This is a genomic window from Nostoc sp., from assembly GCF_036917155.1.
GTDB lineage: Bacteria > Cyanobacteriota > Cyanobacteriia > Cyanobacteriales > Nostocaceae > Nostoc.
In genome coordinates this window covers 1-20,467 of sequence record NZ_JBALDZ010000194.1, presented here as the reverse complement: position 1 = coordinate 20,467, position 20,467 = coordinate 1, and the positions used below count along the sequence as shown (strand labels likewise).

The window sequence follows — 20,467 nt, the reverse complement described above, 5'->3', positions numbered from 1 at the left end:
TAACTGATAAGCCTTGAAGGCTTCCTAACCAGGTGGAAGCGTTGATGAAAGCAGGCACAATTGATTAAAAAAAGTTATGGCGCTCATAGTTCAGAAATACGGTGGTACATCTGTCGGTTCAGTCGAACGTATTCAAGCTGTTGCACAGCGTATTTATAAAACTGTTAAAACTGGAAACTCTATTGTCGTAGTGGTTTCGGCAATGGGAAAAACCACCGATGGACTCGTCAAACTAGCTACTGAAATTTCTCCAAATCCTAACCGCCGGGAAATGGATATGCTGCTTTCTACTGGCGAACAAGTGACCATTGCCTTACTCAGTATGGCTTTGCAGGAACTCGGACAGCCGGCAATTTCCATGACTGGCGCTCAAGTCGGAATTGTTACCGAAGCTGAACACAGCCGCGCTCGGATTTTGCATATTGAAACTACTCGCCTAACTCGCCACATAAATGAAGGTAAAGTAGTTGTAGTAGCTGGCTTCCAAGGCATCTCCAGCGCCGGAGAGATGGAAATTACGACTTTGGGTCGTGGTGGTTCTGACACCTCAGCAGTGGCGATCGCAGCCGCATTAAGAGCGAATTTTTGCGAAATTTATACAGACGTTCCAGGGATTCTCACTACAGACCCCCGCTTGGTTGCCGAAGCCCAGTTGATGGATGCCATCACCTGCGATGAAATGTTGGAATTAGCTAGCTTGGGCGCAAAAGTGCTGCATCCCCGTGCTGTGGAAATTGCCCGTAACTATGGTATTCCCCTTGTAGTTAGGTCTAGCTGGACGGATCAACCAGGTACTTGGGTGACATCAGCCAAACCCCAAGGGCGATCGCTAATCAATCTAGAAATTGCCCGTCCAGTAGATGCTGTAGAATTTGACACTGACCAAGCGAAGGTTGCTTTGTTGCGCGTACCTGACAAACCAGGCGTAGCAGCGAGATTATTTGGCGAAATTTCTCGGCAAAAAGTAGACGTAGATTTGATTATTCAGTCAGTTCATGAAGGTAACAGTAATGACATTGCCTTTACTGTCACCACACCAATATTAAAACGGGCAGAAGCAGTAGCAACAGCGATCGCCCCAGCACTGAGAAGTCAATCTAACCCCAACTTGGACGAAGCCGAGGTAATGGTAGAACATAACATTGCCAAAGTCAGCATCGCAGGCGCAGGAATGATTGGCCGTCCTGGTGTCGCTGCAAAGATGTTCGCTACCTTAGCCGAAGCAGGCGTGAATATTCAAATGATTTCCACCAGCGAAGTGAAAGTAAGTTGCGTAGTCGATGCCGCCCAGTGCGATCGCGCCGTCTTAGCACTCCGTACCGCCTTTGAGATCGAAGCAGGGGAGCAGGGAGCAGGGAGCAGGGGAGAATTCCTCACTCCTAACTCCTCACTCCTAACTCCTCACTCCCCACCTCCCGTTCGCGGTGTTGCCCTCGATTTGAATCAAGCGCGTCTTGCTATTCGCCAATTGCCAGATCGGCCAGGGATGGCGGCAAAATTATTTGGATTATTAGCGCAGCATAATATTAGCGTTGATATGATTATCCAATCTCAGCGTTGTCGGGTAATTGATGGTGTTCCCAGGCGAGATATTGCTTTTACAGTCTCGCGGATAGATGGGGAAAATGCCAGAGAAATGCTTATCCAAGTAGCAGCAGAGTTAGGATGGGGTGAAGTTGTTTTAGATAGTGCGATCGCTAAGGTGAGTATTGTCGGTGCAGGGATGGTAGGACAACCAGGTATTGCCGCTAAAATGTTTGAAGCTTTAGCCAAACAACAAATCAACATTCAAATGATTGCTACCTCAGAAATCAAAATTAGTTGTGTTGTGGCACAAGAGCAAGGTGTTAAAGCTTTGCAAGCCATTCACGCAGCCTTTGAATTGGCTGGTAGCGAGAAATTTGTCGTACCAGCGTAAAACTTAACTGAATAATTCGTAATTAACCGCGTGGTCTATTTACTCTTCTGATAAGTAGGCGTCAATAATTAAAGGTTTGTAGTAAGCGGCTCTAGTCATATTCTAAAGACTGGAGCCGCTTATACTAATTCTATGTGAGGGTGCGCTTTATTCAGGTAGGGGCAATTCCCTATGGGAAGCCGCTTCTCTACGAGACGCTCCGCGAACGCGTCTACATGCATTGCCCCTAACTGAATAAATAAATATTTACATTTAAAAATCACTATTAATAACACCTAAGCTATAATCCAATACGCTTGGGTTAAGCCTAAAACTCTTTGTCAAATTCAATTTTTTTAACGTAGACGCGGAGCGGCTTGCCGCAGGCTACCGCCTTCTCTGCGAGACACTGCGTGAACGCGCAGCGTCTCGTAAGAGTTGGACGCCAAGGACGCAAAGAGAAGAAAGAAATGCTTAACTGAACTGTATTGAGCTATAATCAAACAATTTATCAGACTATATTTATATTGATGGATAGTCATTTACTAGATGGACATTATCAAATACTAAAAGTTCTCAATGATGGGGAAAAAGGAAAAACCTATCTAGTTGAAGATGTTAATCTTCCTGGCAGCCAATTTATAGTCAAGCAGTTACGTTCTTCTAGTAGCAATCCTCAAGCTTTAACAAGCCTACGATGCTTGTTTACAAGTAAGGCAGCAACTTTAGAAAAACTAGGACAAAAATATGACCAAATTCAAAAGTTAATTACTTGTTTTGAAGAAAATGAAGAATTCTATGTAGTCAAAGAATTCATACCTGGTAATTCTTTAACTGACGAAATTCTCCAAGGAGAATCTCTGAGAGAAGACCAAGTAATTACTCTTTTATCAGAGATATTAAACCTTTTGGTGATTATACATAGCTATGGCGTAATTCATCGGGATATTAAACCAGCAAATATTATTCGCCGTGAATCAGATAAAAAGTTAGTTTTGGTTAATTTTGGTACTGTTAATGAAGCCATCACTAATACTGTTGACAATCTCGAATATATGCCTATAGAACAAGTTAACGGCAACCTCAAATATAATAGTGATATATATGCTTTAGGTATGGTTGCGATCGCAGCACTGAAAGGTTTAGCTGCAAAGGAAATATCTAATTTACGCAACCAGAAAAATAAGCTGACAGGTGAAATACTTTGGTGCGACAAAAACCTCAAAGTTAACCGAAAACTAGCAAAAATTATTAATCAAATGGTGCGTTTTGACTATCGTAAGCGCTACCAGTATGCAACCGAAGTTTTAGACGATCTGAAAAAGATAACAAATGTTGATGACGATCAACAAAAACAGCTTCAAAAAAAATTATTACTAGTTCTAATTGGGATAATTGTCTGTATCACCCTTGGTGTTGCAGCGTGGCAATTGAGAACGCCAAAACCTGTAAGTGATGCTCAACAGACATTGTACCAAAAGGGAGAAAATAAATATGAAGAAGGAAACTATGAAGGAGCTATTGAAGATTTCAATCAGGCTATTAAATTAGATCCGCAAAACGCTTTGGCTTATAATCGGCGAGGTGATGCCTATTATCGATTAGGAGACTACGAGCAAGCACAAGCAGACTCTAGCCAAGCCATTTTACTCAATCCTCAAGATGCTAATGCCTATTTTGACCGAGGATTTGCTTTTTCGGAATTAGGCAAATACAAAGAAGCGATCGCAGATTATACTCAAGCAATTAAGTTAAATTCTAAAGATGCTTATGCTTACTATGGCCGGGGATTAGCTCGTACTCAATTGAAGGATAATAAAGGTGCAATTGAAGATTTTAGCAAAGCGATCGCTCTCAAGTCTGAGTATACTGAAGCCTACTTACAGCGAGGGATTCTCCGTCGTCGTCTCAGACAAAGACTTGAAGCTATCCAAGATTTTGATAAAGTAATTAAGATTAATCCTAGTGATGCCAAAGCTTATTATCAAAGGGGTTTAACTCAATCGATTAATAAACAAAAATATGCGGCACTGAAAGATTATACAGACGCAATTAACATCAATCCCAAATATATAGAAGCTTATCTTAATCGTGGTGATATTTACAGCGATTTGGGCAATCAAGTAGAAGCTACTGAAGATTACAAGACTATCTTACAGATTGACCCGAAATTTATTGCAGCTTATATTCACAGAGGTATTCACCGCTTTTCTTTCGGAGATTATAAAGGTGCTATTGAAGATTACACCGCAGCAATAAAATTAGATACAAATAATCTAGCAGCTTACAACAACCGTGGTAACGCCTATCTCGAACTGGGAAATAAAAAAGCTGCAAATCAGGATTATTCACGAGCGATCGCAATTAACGCTAACAATGCCTTAGCCTATTATAATCGGGGCGTGATTCGCACCAAGCAGAAAAATAAACCGGGTGCGATCGCAGATTTTAAAAAAGCTGCAAAACTATTCCAACAGCAAGGGGAACAAGATAGTTATCAAGATGCACAACGGGAAATAGCAATTCTGCAAAATAATTCAGCGCCAGCGCCAACTACGCGCCTTAAATCTGGGAAAATAGAAAAAAATTGAGCCACAATTCAATATAATGTTGACTGTCAACTGTCAAAACTCTTAGAGAGTGATTGTGCTATTTAAATGTGTTTTACTTTACAAATTTACGACTAGTACTTTATCGAACTAGTTTTGAGAGGTGTTAGTAAGCTCTTTACTCCTTACTACTTAGGAACGCGGATTAAATAAAATGCAAAACTCCATCCTGTCTCACGATCCCTCTCCAATATATCGGAGAGGGATTGAGGGTGAGGTAAACCAGGGACATAAATTGTATGTTATTTAATTCTTATTCCTTAGCGTTATAAATTGTAGACTTTGACATTTGATGTGTCGTTGTAGTCAAATAAATTATTGCTCAATATGAGTCCCAGTATTTTCTTACGACTCAATTAGGATTGCTATATGCTAATTCTCCTGACTTTTTATCCAGATAACCTGGAAATATTTACCAGTAGGGATGTCGATACAATACTGAAAAGAATTGATGTTTCTCAGAATATTTGGTTGCGTTGTGTTCACTTCCGCGATCGCACTGGAACAGCCAGAATTATCAAGCACTTTGGACTCAACCCATCTCGTGTTAACATGATTTTCAACCATTCCCCTTTAGGAATTGATGAAGACGTAGAAGATTGTTTATTTGACAGCTATGAAATCCTAACTCCTCAAATAAAAAATAATGAGTTTGAGGTGGTACGTGGCAACATTGTAGTTGGAAATAATTTCATTATAACTTTTGAAATCACTGAACTAAAAATATTAAGCATTCTAGCTAATAATCTCCACAAGCGAACTCTAGATATTCAAAACTTAGGAATTGACTATCTTTTTTACCTCATATTTAAAGATATTTTGAATAATTACGAAACTGTATTTAATTATATTTCTAGAAAACTTGATGATTTAGAAGATGAAGTTTTAGATAATTCCGGTGATGAATCAACGTACCAAAAAATTGCCACAATGAGGCAATCTACTCGTTCTGGACGCCGTAATTTTCAAAGCATCAAGTTACTTATGGCTATTATGGATAATGAAGATTTCCAGTGGATTGGCCAGCCAGTGAAAGAATTATTCAATCAAGAATTGGTTCATCACGTTGATAAACTCTGGCAAGAATATCAAGCTATAAGAGCCTGGATGTCAGAATTAATGGAAATTCAACGTGATAATATTGCTAGTAAAACAGGCGAACGAATTAATCGTCTGACTATCCTTCCGACAATATTTTTACCAATCACTTTTATGTCTGGTTTCTATGGTATGAACTTCAAGTATATGCCGGAATTAGAACAACCTTGGGCTTACCCTATGGTGATCGGTATGATGGCATTCATTGTGATTGGCAGTATTTTCTATGCAAAAAAACAACGTTGGTTGTAGTATCTATAAAGTTATGAATAAAAAGATCCCCGACTTCTTCAAGAAGTCGGGGATCTGAGCCTGTCAGTGGAAAGCAAATCAAATAGGATTACTATTATATATACTTTCTGTAAGTAGACTGAATCAACCCTAAATCGGTAAATAAACGTGAATCTCCCATTGATTATTCGTGCTGAAGAACACAACGAAAAAACAGCAATTGTGACAACAGATGAAGCATTTACTTATCGGGATTTGCTGAACACTTCTAGTCAAATAGCAACAGGTCTTCTTCAAAATACAGAAGATTTACAAGAGCAGCGAGTTGCCTTTCTCATTCCGTCTGGGTTTGAGTATGTAGCCACTCAATGGGGAATTTGGCGTGCTGGTGGCATAGCTGTACCTCTGTGTGTTTCCCACCCACGTCCAGAATTGGAGTACGTAATTAGCAATTCTGGAGCATCGATTATTATTGCTCATCCCAATTTTGAGGGTATACTGCGATCGCTCGCCCAAGAACACAATTTACGATTTATCCTCACCTCAGAAACGCTCCCATCTAATATTGCTCCGCTCCCAGAGGTAGATATCACAAGACGCGCCTTAATTCTCTACACCAGCGGTACAACAGGTAAACCGAAGGGTGTAGTTACGACTCACCAAAATATTCAAGCGCAAGTGACTAGCTTAATCACCGCTTGGGAATGGACATCGGATGATTCTCCTGCAAAGACGCTACGCGAACGCATTTTACATATCCTGCCACTACATCATATTCATGGAATTATTAACGTACTGACTTGTGCTTTATGGGCTGGGGCGGAGTGCCATATATTGATCAAATTTGATGCTGAAACCGTTTGGAACCGAATTTGTGACGGCGACTTAACCTTATTTATGGCAGTACCAACAATTTATGTAAAGCTAATTACTGCTTGGGAAACAGCCTCTAAGGAACGTCAAAAAAGCATGTCAGAAGGCTGTGCTAAGATGCGCCTGATGGTTTCTGGCTCCGCAGCATTACCAGTTCAAGTTTTAGAAAAGTGGCAAACCATCAGCGGCCATTTTCTGCTTGAGCGCTATGGGATGACTGAAATCGGTATGGCGCTATCGAACCCTTTACACGGTGAACGGTTATCTGGATATGTGGGGAAACCTCTGCCTAAAATTGAAGTAAGATTAGTGGATGAGAACGGAGAGTTAGTCCCAGCCGAAACCCCAGGAGAAATCCAAGTTAAAGGCCCTGGAGTGTTTCTAGAATATTGGCAAAACCCTGAAGCAACCGCCAAAGCCTTCCAAGATGGCTGGTTCCGTACTGGAGACACCGCCGTAATTGAGAACGACAACTACCGCATTCTGGGACGAATGAGCGTGGATATTATCAAAACTGGAGGGTATAAAGTTTCAGCTTTAGAAATTGAAGAAGTGCTAAGAACCCATCCAGATATTCAGGAATGTGCAGTGGTTGGGGTTGCTGATTTAGAGTGGGGTGAACGGGTGTGTGCAGCGTTAGTATTGCAAGGGTCACAACCTTTAACATTAGAAGCTTTCAGGAGTTGGGCAAAAGAGCGATTGGCGGTTTATAAAGTGCCAACCCAAATTTTGATAGTTGAAGAATTACCGCGTAATGCGATGGGGAAAGTGACTAAGCCGACAGTGGTTGAGCTATTTTGCTGATAGCGATCGTTAACATCTAAATTGACCTAGAGTGTATGAATGAGGCTGCAAGAATGCTAGATGAATACTAAAGGTTGTGGAAGGATTGTTACCAGTCTATTTCTATTGGTTCGTTCCGTTCTTGAAATACCGTGAGCGATCGCAAATTTGGGTCAGGTTGATCTACTAACTTGTTTTTCAGTAGTAATCTCCAGAAATTAAATATGCGTTATCCAGAATCCTTGTAGAGACGTAGCACTGCTACGTCTCTACATTCATTTTCACCAGATGTCTATTAGAAAGACGCGATAAATCGCCGTCTCTACAAAAGACTGATTATTGTAGAGACGGCGATTCATCGCGTCTCTTGCCTTAACCGAACAGTATTGCGATCGCCCTATCTAGTTTCCCACCCCTTCGGAGGTTTGGGCGGACACCAAAAGAGGTTTTTACTAGACACACCAAGGGATTCCAGAATTCCTCGCATCACCTCTGTGCAATACATCCAGTGCCCCAAATCGTCATACATGCGATCGGGATTAAACTCGACATTATAGTGCAGCACATTGGGAAGGTCTAAAAACTCATCATCGCTTTGGGGAGAAAGCAGCAAGAGATGAAATGGCTTCCCCTGGCATTGTTTTTCCAGCTTGTTGACTAAATCTATCACACCACCGCGATCGCTAATTCCTGTGCGAACGAAAAGCACTTTGTCGCAATGCCGCAATGCGTACCAAAACCTTTCAGAGCGTGCTGTGTAACGAAGGCGCATCCGTTCATGGACGGGAAACATATCGTTTGTGGGGTCGTCTGTCTCCTCAACTTCATGGGCAAAGGATAAACCCGACCACTTACTATGGTAAATTCTACCTGCATCGGGGCTGTAATGCAAAAAGGCAGGGTTCCACATATCATCAAAACCGTGTTCGATCGCATCCGCAACATCTGCAATATTGGTGGTGCGCGTCAGATCAAAGGGAAAGGCGGGGCCATCATACTCCATTTTATACAACATCATGCGGACGGCACAGCGATCGCCAAGGGGAAGAATGGCCACGCGGCTGATATCCGATAATTTGCATTTGTATTGGAAAAACAGCGCAGATTTAGGTGGTGCTTTCACCCGACTTTCTAGCCCATTGTTACCAATCATCATGGTGCGAAAGGGGGCCTCGGGATGAAGCGGATCTTCATAGACACCCGATGGCATAGCTTTAAGTGCTAGGCAAACCTCCTGCCACATGGGTTGGATGTTGTACTCGTTGTCTGATTCGTTGATCACCCAGAGGTGGCATTCGCCCGCTTGCAAAATCCCCAGATCCCCGTCATAGAACAAAACTTGTGAGTTTTTCGGCGAAAAAAGATTGAAGGCGGTGCTATATTCTAGGTCGGCACCAGGGGGGATTTTTACTGTCGTTGCGATCGCGCCATCCTCTTGCACGGCAAAGAATGGGAGCGTCCCTGGCTGGGTATCCTTCGCAATGTAGATACCCGGTATCAATCCAGCCTTACTTTGCAGTACAGTTTGTAGTTCCTGCCAATAGGGAGCGATCGTATAGCTGTATTGTGATGGATTAATGATTCGTAAACGCTTCTCTTCGATACCGACAGAGATCCGAAAGCCGGCATTGTCAAAGTAGATGGGGAATTCATTCGGTTGTCGGAAGTGTTGTTTTTCCTTTGCTAATGCGTCTTTGTTGATGTCGAAGAGGTGGTGGTCAATCTGTTGATACATGAGACTGTGACCAAGGGTGTTTGGGTGAGCCGGGTCGAAAGATATCCCCGCTTTCCATCGTCCTTGCCCATCATCCACAGCTGCCAACCAATCTAATACAGTCACGCCCCAAGTTAGCATCCGGTTGTGTGTGTTTCGGATCAGCGAGTAATGTTCTTGGGAATAATCACCGTTGGGATAGACTCCGCCCAGAATCGGGATAGCTCCGATGTCCCGCGTCATTTTCACAAGCTGCTGTAAGCCACTTTCAAACCGCCGCTGTACTGCCCGGCGTTCGTGAGGGGGACAGTAGGCTAACCCTTCGTTGCCCAGGGATAAGGCAATGATTACTACATCTGGTTGTTCTGGAGTGACAACTGAGGGAAATCGGGCGATCGTTCTGCTGACATTCGCCCCCACCTCCGACACATTCAAGAGTTTATGCCCATATTTTTGCTGCAAAGCCTGTGCCAACAACCAGACCCAACCTTTCAAAAACCAGGCTTTATGACCTAATGCGACGGAACTACCAATGACTACGATTTTTAACCCTTTAGACTCTTCATCCAAGGGTATTCTGACAGTAGGGTTCTCAATATATCCAAACGGATAAGGTTGTAAATAGCCAAATGCGCCATCATCCACAATTATTGTGCTGGCATCAGCGTTAGAGTCAATGGGAATCCAACGGTTTGTATCTAGTAAGCTCTCCCATTGGGCGTTACCGTTTGCATCGAGACGCACATATTTATATTCAACTTTTTGGCGTAGACACGAAGTGGCTTGTCGTGAGACATCGCCTGACTCTTGAATGTCAATATCTCTCCACCATGAAGGATAGCGATCGCCACTTGTACGCAGGTGGACACATTTGCTGATGTCCCACATTCCCAACTCTGGAGTAGAACCGACGATACCAATGGATTCGCCCGTTTGCGTGTATGCACTGATTTGGAATCGATACATAGAGTTTATCCTGATTTAGTGAGTACGATACCAAATAGTCAGGCTGAATCTTTAAACCTATTTTGAGAATATCACATAGAAATCTTAAGAATCCGGTATGAATCTTGTTAAGTATACTGAAGCTTTGATTTATATCACCCAAAGCTATAGTAGCCAGGCTTTTCCAAGATTAAATCGGATTTTTATAAAAGATTTAATACTGATTTAATAAAATATATTGTATTAAAAGTCTTAGCACAACTAAGAACAAATCAAAAACAGGATAAGATTAAGTTAAATTTTTGCTTCAGTAGCACTGAAATCCAAGAGTTGCTACGTTGTATTGCAACCTCCTGCCTCCTTCACAATTAGGTAAGTCTGCAATAGATACCCAACAATGGAGGCTATCAAGGGTAATTTTTGGCAAAATTTTATCATTGGTAAGCGTAGCTTGCCGCCGTAGGTATCGCTCTTACTAATCTCTGCTAGCTTCAGATTAAGGTCAGATGCCTGAATATGAGCATCAGAAAACATAAATAAATATTAATATCCCCATAGCTATATATGAATGAATAGTTAAATACTTTTAGGAGAGATAAAAATAGCTGGGATTTGCATCGGCAGTGGTACTTGCTGGATAGAGTGATGCAAATACTTTCTAAACCTAAACCTAGAATAACAATTTTTTAGCTGGCCTTGGCAGGCATCATGAATCGATGACTGTCAAGAAACCTTACGCTTGAACACGAAGGAAGCAACAATGAGTAGCAATCTAGCCATCAAACTCCGTTCTGGAACTCAACAAGCCCACACATCAGCGGAAAATGTGGCATTCATGAAATGTTTTTTGCAAGGAGTTGTGGATAAAGACTGCTTTGCCAAGTTCTTAAGCAACTTGTATTACGTCTACAGTGAACTAGAAGCGTCATTAGAAAGCCATGTAAAGCATCCTGTAATTAGTGCGGTTTACTTTCCTGAACTTAATCGCCAATTATCACTCGAAAAAGATATGGTGTTTTATTATGGGGATAATTGGCGAGAGCGAGTTACAGCCTCACCAGCTGCCCAGACATACATTAGTCGCATTCGGGAAATTTCTGCTAGTGAACCAGCCTTACTGTTAGGTCATGCGTATACTCGCTACATGGGCGATCTTTCTGGGGGTCAAATGCTACAAAAAGTTGCTCAGTCAGCCCTGAAACTTTCTGGCTATGAAGGCACATCCTTTTACAACTTTGAGCAAATTCCTGACAAAAAGGCATTTAAGGATAAGTATCGTCAGGCATTAAATGCATTACCCGTTGATGATATAACAGCAGAACGGATTGTTGCAGAAGCTAATAATGCCTTTGGGTTCAATTTACAGATGGCTCAGGAGTTAGAGGGAAGTCTAATTAAAGCACTCGGTCAAGTTGTGTTTAATAGCCTCACTCGTTCTCGGAATTCAGGTAGCACTGAAGTAGCTGCGACTAATTAATTTTTATTGGGCATTGGGGAGCCAGTGCGTTGGGCGGGCAATGCCCGACTTGAAGCAACTGGCGTCATTGGGCATTAGAAAGAAACTTGTTCAATAATTCTCCCCAGTCCCCAGTCCCCAGTCCCCAGTCCCCAGTCCCCAGTCCCCAGTCCCCAATCCCCCCTCATTCATTGGAAAGCAACTCAATGGTTTTTCTATTACCTGGTGTCAAGTTTGATCTGGATCTGATTCAAAAGTACGACACTCGCGCACCTAGATATACCAGTTACCCGCCCGCTACAGAGTTAAGCGAAACATTCACTGAAACTGATTTTAAGGCCGCGATCGCAGCCTCGAATCAACGCAAAACCCCTCTTTCTTTATATTTCCATATCCCCTTCTGCCAAAGTGCTTGCTACTTCTGCGGCTGTAACACAGTAATTTCCAACAACAAGAATATTGCTAAACCTTATGTGGAGTCTTTGGTTCAAGACATCAAAAACACCTCAGCCTTAATCGATCCAGATAGAAAAGTCCTGCAAATCCATTGGGGAGGTGGTACTCCTAATTACTTAGAACGTCACCAAGTAGAATTTTTATGGAAAAATATCAATCGCTATTTCAACATCGATCCCCAAGCAGAAATCTCAATTGAGATTAATCCCCGCTATATCGATAAAAACTACATTTTCTTTCTGAGACAGATTGGCTTTAACCGCATTAGTTTTGGCATTCAGGATTTTAATCGCCAAGTTCAAGTAGCTGTAAATCGTGTCCAGCCAGAAGAAATGCTCTTTGATGTCATGAGTTGGATCAAAGAAGCTAAATTTGAAAGTGTGAATGTAGACCTAATCTATGGTTTACCTTATCAAACCCGCGAGACATTTCAAGAGACGCTGAAAAAGACGATTGAATTAGATCCTGACAGAATTGTAGTCTTTAACTTTGCTTATGTGCCGTGGCTCAAACCGACACAAAAAAATATTCCTCAAGAAGCGCTACCCCCAGCAGAGGAAAAGTTAGAGATTCTGAAAATGACCATTGAAGAATTGACGAATAACGAATATCTATTTATTGGGATGGATCATTTTGCTAAAACTAATGATGAACTAGCGATCGCTCAACGCAATGGCACTCTCAAACGCAATTTCCAGGGCTACACTACCCACGCTGAAACAGAATTGTTTGGTTTTGGTGCCACATCCATCAGTATGCTAGAAGATGCTTATGCCCAAAACCACAAAGAATTAAAGGATTATTATCAGACACTTGCAGCGGGTGCTTTACCTGTTAGTAAAGGTATTAAACTTACTCAGAACGATATCATCAGACGGGATGTGATTATGGATATAATGTCTCACTTTCAGCTTCATAAGCAAGACATTGAAAACAAATATCATATCAGTTTCGATGAATATTTCTCTGATGAGCTAGAGGCGTTAAAACCACTAGAAGCCGATGGCCTAGTCAGTTTATCAAAAAATCAGATCCAGATTACAGACATCGGTAGATTACTAGTAAGAAATATTGCCGTCATCTTTGATACTCATACAAGAACGCGAGAGACAAAATTTTCCCGCGCTATTTGATATCATTTCTGCAAATCTTGCTGCCCAGATCCCCGACTTCTTTAAGAAGTCGGGGATCTAAGTTCTTTGGATATAAACTCTTTTGTCTAACTTTTGGATTTAGCATTTACCCCATCTGGTAGAAAGAATTTGAAATCAGAGTTGATAACTTAGACACAAGTGAGATTGTTGAGGCAGTTATGAGTATTATTGCTTGGATAGTTTTAGGAATTTTGGCAGGTGCGATTGCTAAAGCTATTTATCCTGGTTATCAAGGTGGCGGAATCCTTTCCACAATGATTTTGGGTATCATTGGTGCTTTCGTCGGTGGAAGTCTATTTACCTTGTTACGAACAGGAACTCTACAAATTACTGCGGCTGGTACTGGTTTAACTCTTCCTGGTATTTTAGTGGCTGTGCTTGGCGCAATTGTTGCTATTTATCTATGGGGATTAATCAGAAGAAGCAGCAATACCTAATCCCTGATTAGCAGTTATCAACCAGGAGATAACTACTGTACTTTATTCAGTCTTCTAGTTCACCAATTGAAGAAGCTATCAAACATCAAATTAGCTCTATCTGGGAAAAGACTAAAAGATAAGCCGATTCATTCTGTAACACCAAATTTTGGGAAGTGTAAATCTATGTTTTTTCACAAAAAAGAGCCTATTCATGCAGTTAACGTTGGTGAAGCAAACCCTCGTTTTGCTCAGTTGCTACTAGAGCAGTTTGGCGGAGCTACTGGCGAACTTAGTGCAGCACTTCAATATTGGGTTCAATCATTCCATGTCGAAAATGCTGGCATTAAAGATATGCTTCAAGACATTGCGATCGAAGAATTCAGCCATTTAGAAATGGTTGGTAAACTCATCGAAGCTCATACCAAAAATGTGGATCAAACAGATGCTTATAAGAGTACTCTCTTTGCAGTTCGAGGGATTGGGCCTCATTTTCTAGATAGCCAGGGTACTGCTTGGACTGCAAGTTACTTAAACGAGGGTGGAGATGTAGTACGTGATTTAAGAGCTAACGTTGCAGCAGAAGCCGGTGCCCGTCAGACTTACGAAGCATTAATCAAGTTAGCAACCGATAAAGGAACCCAAGAGACTTTAGTCCATCTGTTAACACGAGAAATTTCTCATACTCAGATGTTTATGAAAGCTCTAGATTCACTAGGTAAGTTGACAGATCCATTCTTTGGTAATGTTAAGCCCGATGACACTGTTGCTCTCTACTACAACCTATCTACAAACGGAAATGATAAAGACGAGCGTGGCCCTTGGAATTCTGAGCCAACATTCAAATATGTCGCTAATCCGCTAGAAAGTCACTCTTAGAGTATAGGTTGATTTTGAGCAAACAGATTTTTGGCATATTCTGAAAAATTCCTAATCATCCGGTGGGCTGTTTACCCACCGGATGATTAGCAATTTTTAGGCTGCTTATACCATTTTGAATTTTAGATTTTAGATTTTGGATTGGGAATTGCTTTCTGTGTCTGGGTTGCGTGAAAATTTAAAATTTGGTGGTGCAACAATTTAGTAGCGGATCTCTTGATTCTGAATTCTGATTTCTGAATTCTTCTTCAACAAACCTCGATCTCTCAGGACAATTTGTATAAAAAAGAGCCAGAGAACTAACTCGCTGACTCAAAGCTGGAGACAAAAGAATCATCAAAATAAAGGCTAACTTGGGTAAAAGCCTATATTCTTCCCAGGTTATGCAGCCCTAAGACAACGCCCACGCCTAAGATATGACCAAAGGCGGTAGTTGCTAAAAGGGCAGGTAAACCAAAACCACCAAATAAATTGGGTGAGGGTAGTGCTGGTTCTGCGTTGGGATACTTGATGCTAGATTTGCCAAAGGCAATGGCAACAATATTAGCGAGAATTATAATCAGACCAACTATTGGACTCCATTCCAGGGGTGTGGTTGCAGCAGCGAGGAAGGTCGAAGTAAACACCTGATTTGCTCCTGAAATTTATTAATGGTTGAAGATATAATCTGAAACTTTCCGAAGCAAATTCAATAAATTACCCGATTTTGCATCAATATTTAACAGTTATTCTTACTACTTAATACAAAATGAGTTCAACGCGGTGAGGTAAATGTGGTAGGTGGTGTGAACTTCAATATCTAAATTGAACATATACTTATTAAAATTAATACTTACTAATAAGTTGTCTTACGGATGTAGCGTCAATGTATCTATAAACAAAAAGCTCCCCGACTTTTTCAAGAAGTCGGGGAGCTGAGTATCTCGGTAGAGAGCAAATTTAAGATTGCTATATCTATGAAATTAGAGCTAGATATGAATTAAAAATATAATTTTCATCTATCAAAAGTATGAGATATAAATATAACGATTTTCTATATCTAAAGAAATTAAAGACAAATTAAATACAGATTAAATATTTGTATTTAATCTAAAAGTATACTTCTGACAGAGGATGTAAAAAAAGATTAGGTATAGTAAATTAAAATCAATTCAATATTAATCAAAGTTCCTAAACAATTCAGGCAAGTGTGTTATTCACAAGCTTGGAACAGCCTAAAACTTTGTTAAAATCAGCAACACACAAACTATGAACTCTACCACCGAAAAACGTATCGCCTTGATTTCCGTCCACGGAGATCCGGCGATTGAAATAGGGAAAGAAGAAGCTGGGGGACAAAATGTTTATGTGCGCCAGGTGGGTGAAGCACTAGCGCAGCTAGGATGGCAAGTTGATATGTTTACCCGCAAGGTGAGTCTGGAGCAAGACTCGATTGTTGAACACAGTGACAATTGTCGAACTATTCGTTTAAAAGCTGGTCCTCTTGAGTTTGTGCCGCGAGATGAGATTTTTGATTATCTACCTGAATTTGTGGATAATTTCCTCAAATTTCAAGTAAAAAATGAGATTACATACCAGTTAGTTCACACTAATTACTGGCTCTCTAGTTGGGTGGGAATGAAGTTAAATAAAATCCAAGGAAGTAAACAAGTTCACACATACCACTCATTAGGAGCGGTAAAGTATAACACTATAGAAAATATTCCTCTGATTGCTAGTCAGCGATTAGCAGTAGAAAAACAAGTGTTGGAAACAGCAGAGCGAATTGTGGCGACAAGTCCACAAGAACAACAACACATGCGATCGCTAGTTTCCACTAAAGGCAACATTGACATCATTCCCTGTGGTACAGATATTCAGCAGTTTGGTTCCATTGGGCGAGAAGCAGCCAGATTTGAATTTGGTATTGACAAAGAAGCCAAGGTTGTATTGTATGTAGGACGTTTTGACCAACGCAAAGGTATAGAAACCTTGGTGCGTGCAGTCAACGAGTCTCAACTACGCGACTCGAAAAATATCCAGCTAATTATTGGTGGTGGTAGCACTCCAGGTAACAGCGACGGAATTGAGCGTGATCGCATTGAGGCTATTATCAACGAATTGGGAATGAGCGACTTTACCATCCTTGCCGGTCGTCTCAGTCAAGATATTTTGCCAACTTATTACGCAGCCGCCGATGTTTGCGTTGTTCCCAGTCACTACGAACCCTTTGGACTCGTAGCGATCGAAGCGATGGCAAGCGGTACACCAGTTGTAGCTAGTGATGTCGGCGGACTTCAGTTTACTGTAGTTCATGAAGAAACTGGTTTATTAGCACCACCACAAGATGTAGATGCCTTTGCGTCTGCCATTGACCGAATTCTTTTAAATCCAGAGTGGCGAGACGAATTGGGTAAAGCCGGTAGAAAGCGCGTCGAAAGCAAGTTTAGTTGGCATGGTGTAGCAACTCAGTTGAGTGAACTTTATACTCAACTGCTACAACCAGTCCAAGAACCCCTATTGCTTGCTAAATAATCTTCTCAGCAACTTGATACGGTTTGGATAAGATTATCTACATAGCGATAACTTTTGTAGAGACGCAAATTTTGCGTCTCTACAAGTCTGAAATTATGACAAACAATCTTTAAGTCAACAGTATTGCCAACCAACCGTAAAGAATTTGGCAATACTGTTTATTTTCTTAGCAATCCCTTTTTATAATAAGGGTTTCAGCCATGTAAATCGTGTGATAAATAGCGATCGCTTTAATTTAACTAAAGGCATCGGCTGAAACATCGAACAAAAAACAGGAAATTATATTCATGGTGGAAATTGAAAATTTGGGAGTGACTGTAGAAGAGTATTTGGATGGATTAACAGCAGGTATTGACGTTTTGGAATTGAAGCGGCTAGAAGCAAGGGGAATTCCAACAAACCTAGCTTTGGAAGTAATGGCGATTGCACCAAAGGTAATCGATGGTACAGCTACTCCTGAAGAAGTTGTCAGAGGGATAATGATTTTAACACCATCTCTTAGGCAACAAATTGAATAGGGAACTACCCAAAAATTCATGCGAATTATTTAAGTAACTGCAATCATCACCAACTACGCCAGAAATAGCCTTTCCAACTAATATAAGATCGCAAACGCGAGTCCGTCCCGTAGATAAGGCGGGCTACACCTACGCTAATATCGATAGATAGAAGTATACTGAGCATCGACCTTTGAACGCGAATGGCTATGCAACCAGTTGACTTCACTACTCTTACAGCTACCTGTAGCGAAATCCGCGCTAACTGGCTGCCCTCGCGGACAGAACAGGTTTATCAACGCGATCGCTACACTATTGCTATAGCATTACGCACCCTGAAACAACGGGATTGGCTACAAATTTCTTGGCATCCCCAAGCTGCACATATTTGTATCGGCGATCCACCACCGCGATCGCCTGATACCTTTACCTTTAGTCAACAATTGATACACCAATTGGGTGGTTTGGCATTGGTAGCGATTGAAGCGATCGCCCCTTGGGAGCGGGTTATTGATTTGCAATTTGCTCGTCGTCCTGGAGAAAGCGCCCTATATCATGTCTATGCAGAAATCATGGGCAAGTATAGCAACGTCATTCTCACCGACGCTAACAATATAATTATCACCGCCGCCCATCAAGTCAGTCAGCAACAATCTAGTGTCCGTCCCATCCAAACCGGACAACCTTATGAAACACCGCCAAAACTGACTGGGACTATCCCCAGTTTGAGCGAATCTCAAGAACGTTGGCAAGAACGGGTAAGTTTAGTGCCAGGGGCAATTAAGCGGCAATTGCTCAAAAGTTATAGTGGTTTGAGTGCAGCGCTACTGGAATTAATGCTTCTAGAAGCAAATATCGCACCAGAAACATCTACCGATACTCTCAACCCCGACGACTGGCGACGGCTGTTTGAGCGTTGGCAAGAATGGCTGCAAGCCTTGGATTCCAAGAAATTTCAACCCGCTTGGACAAAAGATGCTTACACCGTAATGGGTTGGGGTGCAGTTGAAAAGGTCAAAAATATTCAGGATTTACTCAACCGCTACTACAGTAACCAGATCGATCAACAGTTATTTTCCCAATTGCGCCATCAGTTGAGTCAGAAATTGAATAATATTCTGGCGAAATTACGCAATAAAGCTCAAACCTTTCAGACGCGCTTGCAGCAATCAGATCGAGCCGACGAGTATCGGCAAAAAGCAGATTTATTGATGGCTCACCTGCAAAACTGGGAACCGGGGATGAAAGAAATTATCCTTGCTGATTTTGAGACAAATTTACCAGTTGCGATCGCACTTCAGCCAGATAAAAATGCCGTCCAAAATGCCCAGAGTCTTTACAAACAGCACCAAAAGCTGAAACGCGCTCGTGCTGCTGTGGAACCGCTACTGTTGGAAGTACAGACAGAAATTGAGTATTTAGAACAAGTAGAAGCTGCGATCGCTCAGATAGACACTTACCAAACAGCAGAAGATTTACGAGCTTTAGAAGAAATCCGCGAAGAGTTGATAGGGCAAAAGTATCTAGAAGATCCAGAATACCGCAGTCGTAGCGCCAACGAAGCACCTAGCACCAACTTTCATCGTTACCTTACCCCTGGTGGCTTTGAAGTATTAATCGGTCGTAACAATCGCCAGAATGACCAATTGACCTTTCGTGTCGCAGGGGATTATGACTTATGGTTCCACGCTCAAGAAATTCCAGGAAGTCATGTGTTACTACGTCTAGAACCGGGTGCTGTGGCAGAAGAAGCTGATTTGCAATTTGTAGCTAATCTTGCTGCCTACTACAGTCGTGCCCGTCAAAGTGAGCAAGTGCCAGTAGTTTATACTCAGCTAAAACACGTCTACAAACCCAAAGGCGCCAAACCGGGAATTGCCATTTACAAGCAGGAAACTATCCTGTGGGGAAAACCACAATTAACAATTCAAAATTCCAAATGACGCTCTCTACTTCACCAAAACCTAAATCAGTTATTTTAGTTTTTCTCCGCTTGCTTTTTTCTTTTTTCTCTGGGTGCAAATTGATTAAATAAATCAGCTTTGAGTTGCCCGTAGATATTAGCAGTTTCTTTTTCTTGGTTATGCGACTGCTTTTTCTAAATGGGAATTTACCGTGCCTTCAAGATGATGTATTTTTTGATTTTGAACATATATAACAGCTTGCTCAAGTTGCTTACTGCCCAAAGAAAATATACCATATCCTTCTTGCCAAGCAAATTTTTCTGATGTAGGGCAAAGATTGTGGTTGAAATGGTGAGAACTACTTCCTTTAATTTTTTTCACAAACTCTGCAATCGCGATTGTTGGCGGGATAGATACTACTAAATGTATGTGGTCTTCAATACCTCCAATGGCATGGAGTCTACAATTTAAACTATTGGATTTATCAATGATGTAATTATAAAGCTCAGTTTCTTTATCGGAGGTAATTAGAGGTTGGCGTTCTTTTGTTGCCCAAACAATATGATAATAAAGTCGCCACAGAGACATAATATTTTCTAAATTTTGTATTTATTTACATACATTTATGTTTCCCATATTGCTGGAAAAAATTATCATATTAGCAGTGTCAGTCAGCCAGTCAGCTAGGCAATGAGTCAGTTAGCCAGGGAAGCAGGAATCAGCAAATCAGCCAGTTCACGAAGCCAGCCAGAAGGCAGCAGCCAGCAGCAGCCAGCCAGGGAATGAAATTCCCTGTCTGAAAGCTAAAGTCGTCTGAAGACGACTATGTGAAACTAGTGAACAATTAAACCAAGTTTTTTCTAGTCCTCTTCTAGAGGACTTGCACCATTAGACAGAGAATTCTATTCTCTGGCGGTCTGGTTGGTAAACCAATGAATTTGGTTAAGAATGAAATTCCCTGTCTGAAAGCTAAAGTCGTCTGAAGACGACTATGTGAAACTAGTGAACAATTAAACCAAGTTTTTTCTAGTCCTCTTCTAG

Annotated in this window: 15 protein-coding genes; 11 read left to right on the top strand and 4 right to left on the bottom strand. The window is 41.4% G+C overall.

What is annotated here, in order from left to right; genetic code table 11:
• The first annotated feature begins 76 nt into the window (after nucleotides 1-76).
• The 4 genes from V7K67_RS24785 to V7K67_RS24770 all read left to right on the top strand — a co-directional run bounded on the left by V7K67_RS24785 (nucleotide 77) and on the right by V7K67_RS24770 (nucleotide 7,512).
• The gene (locus tag V7K67_RS24785) at nucleotides 77-1,918 is read left to right on the top strand and encodes an aspartate kinase (RefSeq protein WP_334732127.1); all 1,842 of its coding nucleotides are present in this window, start codon (nucleotides 77-79) and stop codon (nucleotides 1,916-1,918) included.
• Nucleotides 1,919-2,427: 509 nt separating this feature from the next.
• Nucleotides 2,428-4,488: a tetratricopeptide repeat protein gene (locus V7K67_RS24780; RefSeq protein ID WP_335168807.1), complete on the top strand. Its 2,061-nt coding sequence runs from the start codon at nucleotides 2,428-2,430 to the stop codon at nucleotides 4,486-4,488.
• Between the two features lie 387 nt (nucleotides 4,489-4,875).
• Nucleotides 4,876-5,856: a magnesium transporter CorA family protein gene (locus V7K67_RS24775; RefSeq protein ID WP_335168805.1), complete on the top strand. Its 981-nt coding sequence runs from the start codon at nucleotides 4,876-4,878 to the stop codon at nucleotides 5,854-5,856.
• Nucleotides 5,857-6,003: 147 nt separating this feature from the next.
• A complete protein-coding gene (locus V7K67_RS24770) occupies nucleotides 6,004-7,512 on the top strand; it encodes an acyl-CoA synthetase (protein WP_334732130.1) in 1,509 nt (502 codons plus the stop codon).
• 376 nt (nucleotides 7,513-7,888) lie between these two features.
• On the opposite strand, the gene V7K67_RS24765 is transcribed toward V7K67_RS24770, so the two are convergent.
• Both V7K67_RS24765 and V7K67_RS24760 read right to left on the bottom strand, forming a co-directional pair.
• A complete protein-coding gene (locus V7K67_RS24765; RefSeq protein ID WP_334732131.1) occupies nucleotides 7,889-10,171 on the bottom strand; it encodes a DUF1796 family putative cysteine peptidase in 2,283 nt (760 codons plus the stop codon).
• Nucleotides 10,172-10,483: 312 nt separating this feature from the next.
• On the bottom strand, nucleotides 10,484-10,684 hold the full coding sequence (locus V7K67_RS24760) for a hypothetical protein (RefSeq protein WP_334732132.1): 201 nt from the start codon (nucleotides 10,682-10,684) through the stop codon (nucleotides 10,484-10,486).
• A gap of 226 nt (nucleotides 10,685-10,910) precedes the next feature.
• On the opposite strand from V7K67_RS24760, the gene V7K67_RS24755 reads away from it, so the two are divergent.
• From V7K67_RS24755 to V7K67_RS24740, 4 genes are all read left to right on the top strand, one after another.
• A complete protein-coding gene (locus V7K67_RS24755; protein WP_335168802.1) occupies nucleotides 10,911-11,627 on the top strand; it encodes a biliverdin-producing heme oxygenase in 717 nt (238 codons plus the stop codon).
• A 185-nt stretch (nucleotides 11,628-11,812) separates the two neighbouring features.
• Complete coding sequence (gene hemN, locus V7K67_RS24750; RefSeq protein ID WP_334732134.1) at nucleotides 11,813-13,195, top strand: oxygen-independent coproporphyrinogen III oxidase; 1,383 nt, start codon at nucleotides 11,813-11,815, stop codon at nucleotides 13,193-13,195.
• A 179-nt stretch (nucleotides 13,196-13,374) separates the two neighbouring features.
• Entirely contained in the window at nucleotides 13,375-13,653 is a 279-nt protein-coding gene (locus V7K67_RS24745; RefSeq protein ID WP_334708402.1) for a GlsB/YeaQ/YmgE family stress response membrane protein, read from the top strand.
• 165 nt (nucleotides 13,654-13,818) lie between these two features.
• Nucleotides 13,819-14,511, top strand: a complete 693-nt coding sequence (locus tag V7K67_RS24740; RefSeq protein ID WP_334732135.1) for a manganese catalase family protein — start codon at nucleotides 13,819-13,821, stop codon at nucleotides 14,509-14,511.
• 365 nt (nucleotides 14,512-14,876) lie between these two features.
• On the opposite strand, the gene psaK is transcribed toward V7K67_RS24740, so the two are convergent.
• Nucleotides 14,877-15,137, bottom strand: coding sequence for a photosystem I reaction center subunit PsaK (gene psaK, locus V7K67_RS24735; protein ID WP_334708400.1), 261 nt, complete (start codon nucleotides 15,135-15,137; stop codon nucleotides 14,877-14,879).
• Between the two features lie 622 nt (nucleotides 15,138-15,759).
• Between psaK and V7K67_RS24730 the strand changes: the two genes are divergently transcribed.
• From V7K67_RS24730 to V7K67_RS24720, 3 genes are all read left to right on the top strand, one after another.
• Nucleotides 15,760-17,025, top strand: coding sequence for a glycosyltransferase family 4 protein (locus tag V7K67_RS24730; protein WP_334708414.1), 1,266 nt, complete (start codon nucleotides 15,760-15,762; stop codon nucleotides 17,023-17,025).
• 287 nt (nucleotides 17,026-17,312) lie between these two features.
• Nucleotides 17,313-17,543 (top strand): hypothetical protein, encoded by a 231-nt coding sequence (locus V7K67_RS24725; RefSeq protein WP_334732136.1) that lies wholly within the window; start codon nucleotides 17,313-17,315, stop codon nucleotides 17,541-17,543.
• 188 nt (nucleotides 17,544-17,731) lie between these two features.
• A complete protein-coding gene (locus V7K67_RS24720; RefSeq protein WP_334732138.1) occupies nucleotides 17,732-19,465 on the top strand; it encodes an Rqc2 family fibronectin-binding protein in 1,734 nt (577 codons plus the stop codon).
• A 138-nt stretch (nucleotides 19,466-19,603) separates the two neighbouring features.
• Here the strand turns inward: V7K67_RS24720 and tnpA are convergent, their stop codons facing one another.
• The gene (gene tnpA / locus V7K67_RS24715) at nucleotides 19,604-20,014 is read right to left on the bottom strand and encodes an IS200/IS605 family transposase (RefSeq protein ID WP_334732137.1); all 411 of its coding nucleotides are present in this window, start codon (nucleotides 20,012-20,014) and stop codon (nucleotides 19,604-19,606) included.
• Between the last annotated feature and the right edge of the window lie 453 nt (nucleotides 20,015-20,467).

What these genes read in the sequence shown, in the direction of transcription:
- V7K67_RS24775 (WP_335168805.1), top strand. Translation starts at nt 4,876, where the DNA reads ATGCTAATTCTCCTGACTTTTTATCCAGATAACCTGGAAATATTTACC.
- V7K67_RS24785 (WP_334732127.1), top strand. Translation starts at nt 77, where the DNA reads ATGGCGCTCATAGTTCAGAAATACGGTGGTACATCTGTCGGTTCAGTC.
- V7K67_RS24720 (WP_334732138.1), top strand. Translation starts at nt 17,732, where the DNA reads ATGCAACCAGTTGACTTCACTACTCTTACAGCTACCTGTAGCGAAATC.
- V7K67_RS24745 (WP_334708402.1), top strand. Translation starts at nt 13,375, where the DNA reads ATGAGTATTATTGCTTGGATAGTTTTAGGAATTTTGGCAGGTGCGATT.
- V7K67_RS24730 (WP_334708414.1), top strand. Translation starts at nt 15,760, where the DNA reads ATGAACTCTACCACCGAAAAACGTATCGCCTTGATTTCCGTCCACGGA.
- hemN (WP_334732134.1), top strand. Translation starts at nt 11,813, where the DNA reads ATGGTTTTTCTATTACCTGGTGTCAAGTTTGATCTGGATCTGATTCAA.
- tnpA (WP_334732137.1), bottom strand. Translation starts at nt 20,014, where the DNA reads ATGTCTCTGTGGCGACTTTATTATCATATTGTTTGGGCAACAAAAGAA.
- V7K67_RS24760 (WP_334732132.1), bottom strand. Translation starts at nt 10,684, where the DNA reads ATGTTTTCTGATGCTCATATTCAGGCATCTGACCTTAATCTGAAGCTA.
- V7K67_RS24765 (WP_334732131.1), bottom strand. Translation starts at nt 10,171, where the DNA reads ATGTATCGATTCCAAATCAGTGCATACACGCAAACGGGCGAATCCATT.
- V7K67_RS24755 (WP_335168802.1), top strand. Translation starts at nt 10,911, where the DNA reads ATGAGTAGCAATCTAGCCATCAAACTCCGTTCTGGAACTCAACAAGCC.
- V7K67_RS24740 (WP_334732135.1), top strand. Translation starts at nt 13,819, where the DNA reads ATGTTTTTTCACAAAAAAGAGCCTATTCATGCAGTTAACGTTGGTGAA.
- V7K67_RS24780 (WP_335168807.1), top strand. Translation starts at nt 2,428, where the DNA reads ATGGATAGTCATTTACTAGATGGACATTATCAAATACTAAAAGTTCTC.
- V7K67_RS24725 (WP_334732136.1), top strand. Translation starts at nt 17,313, where the DNA reads ATGGTGGAAATTGAAAATTTGGGAGTGACTGTAGAAGAGTATTTGGAT.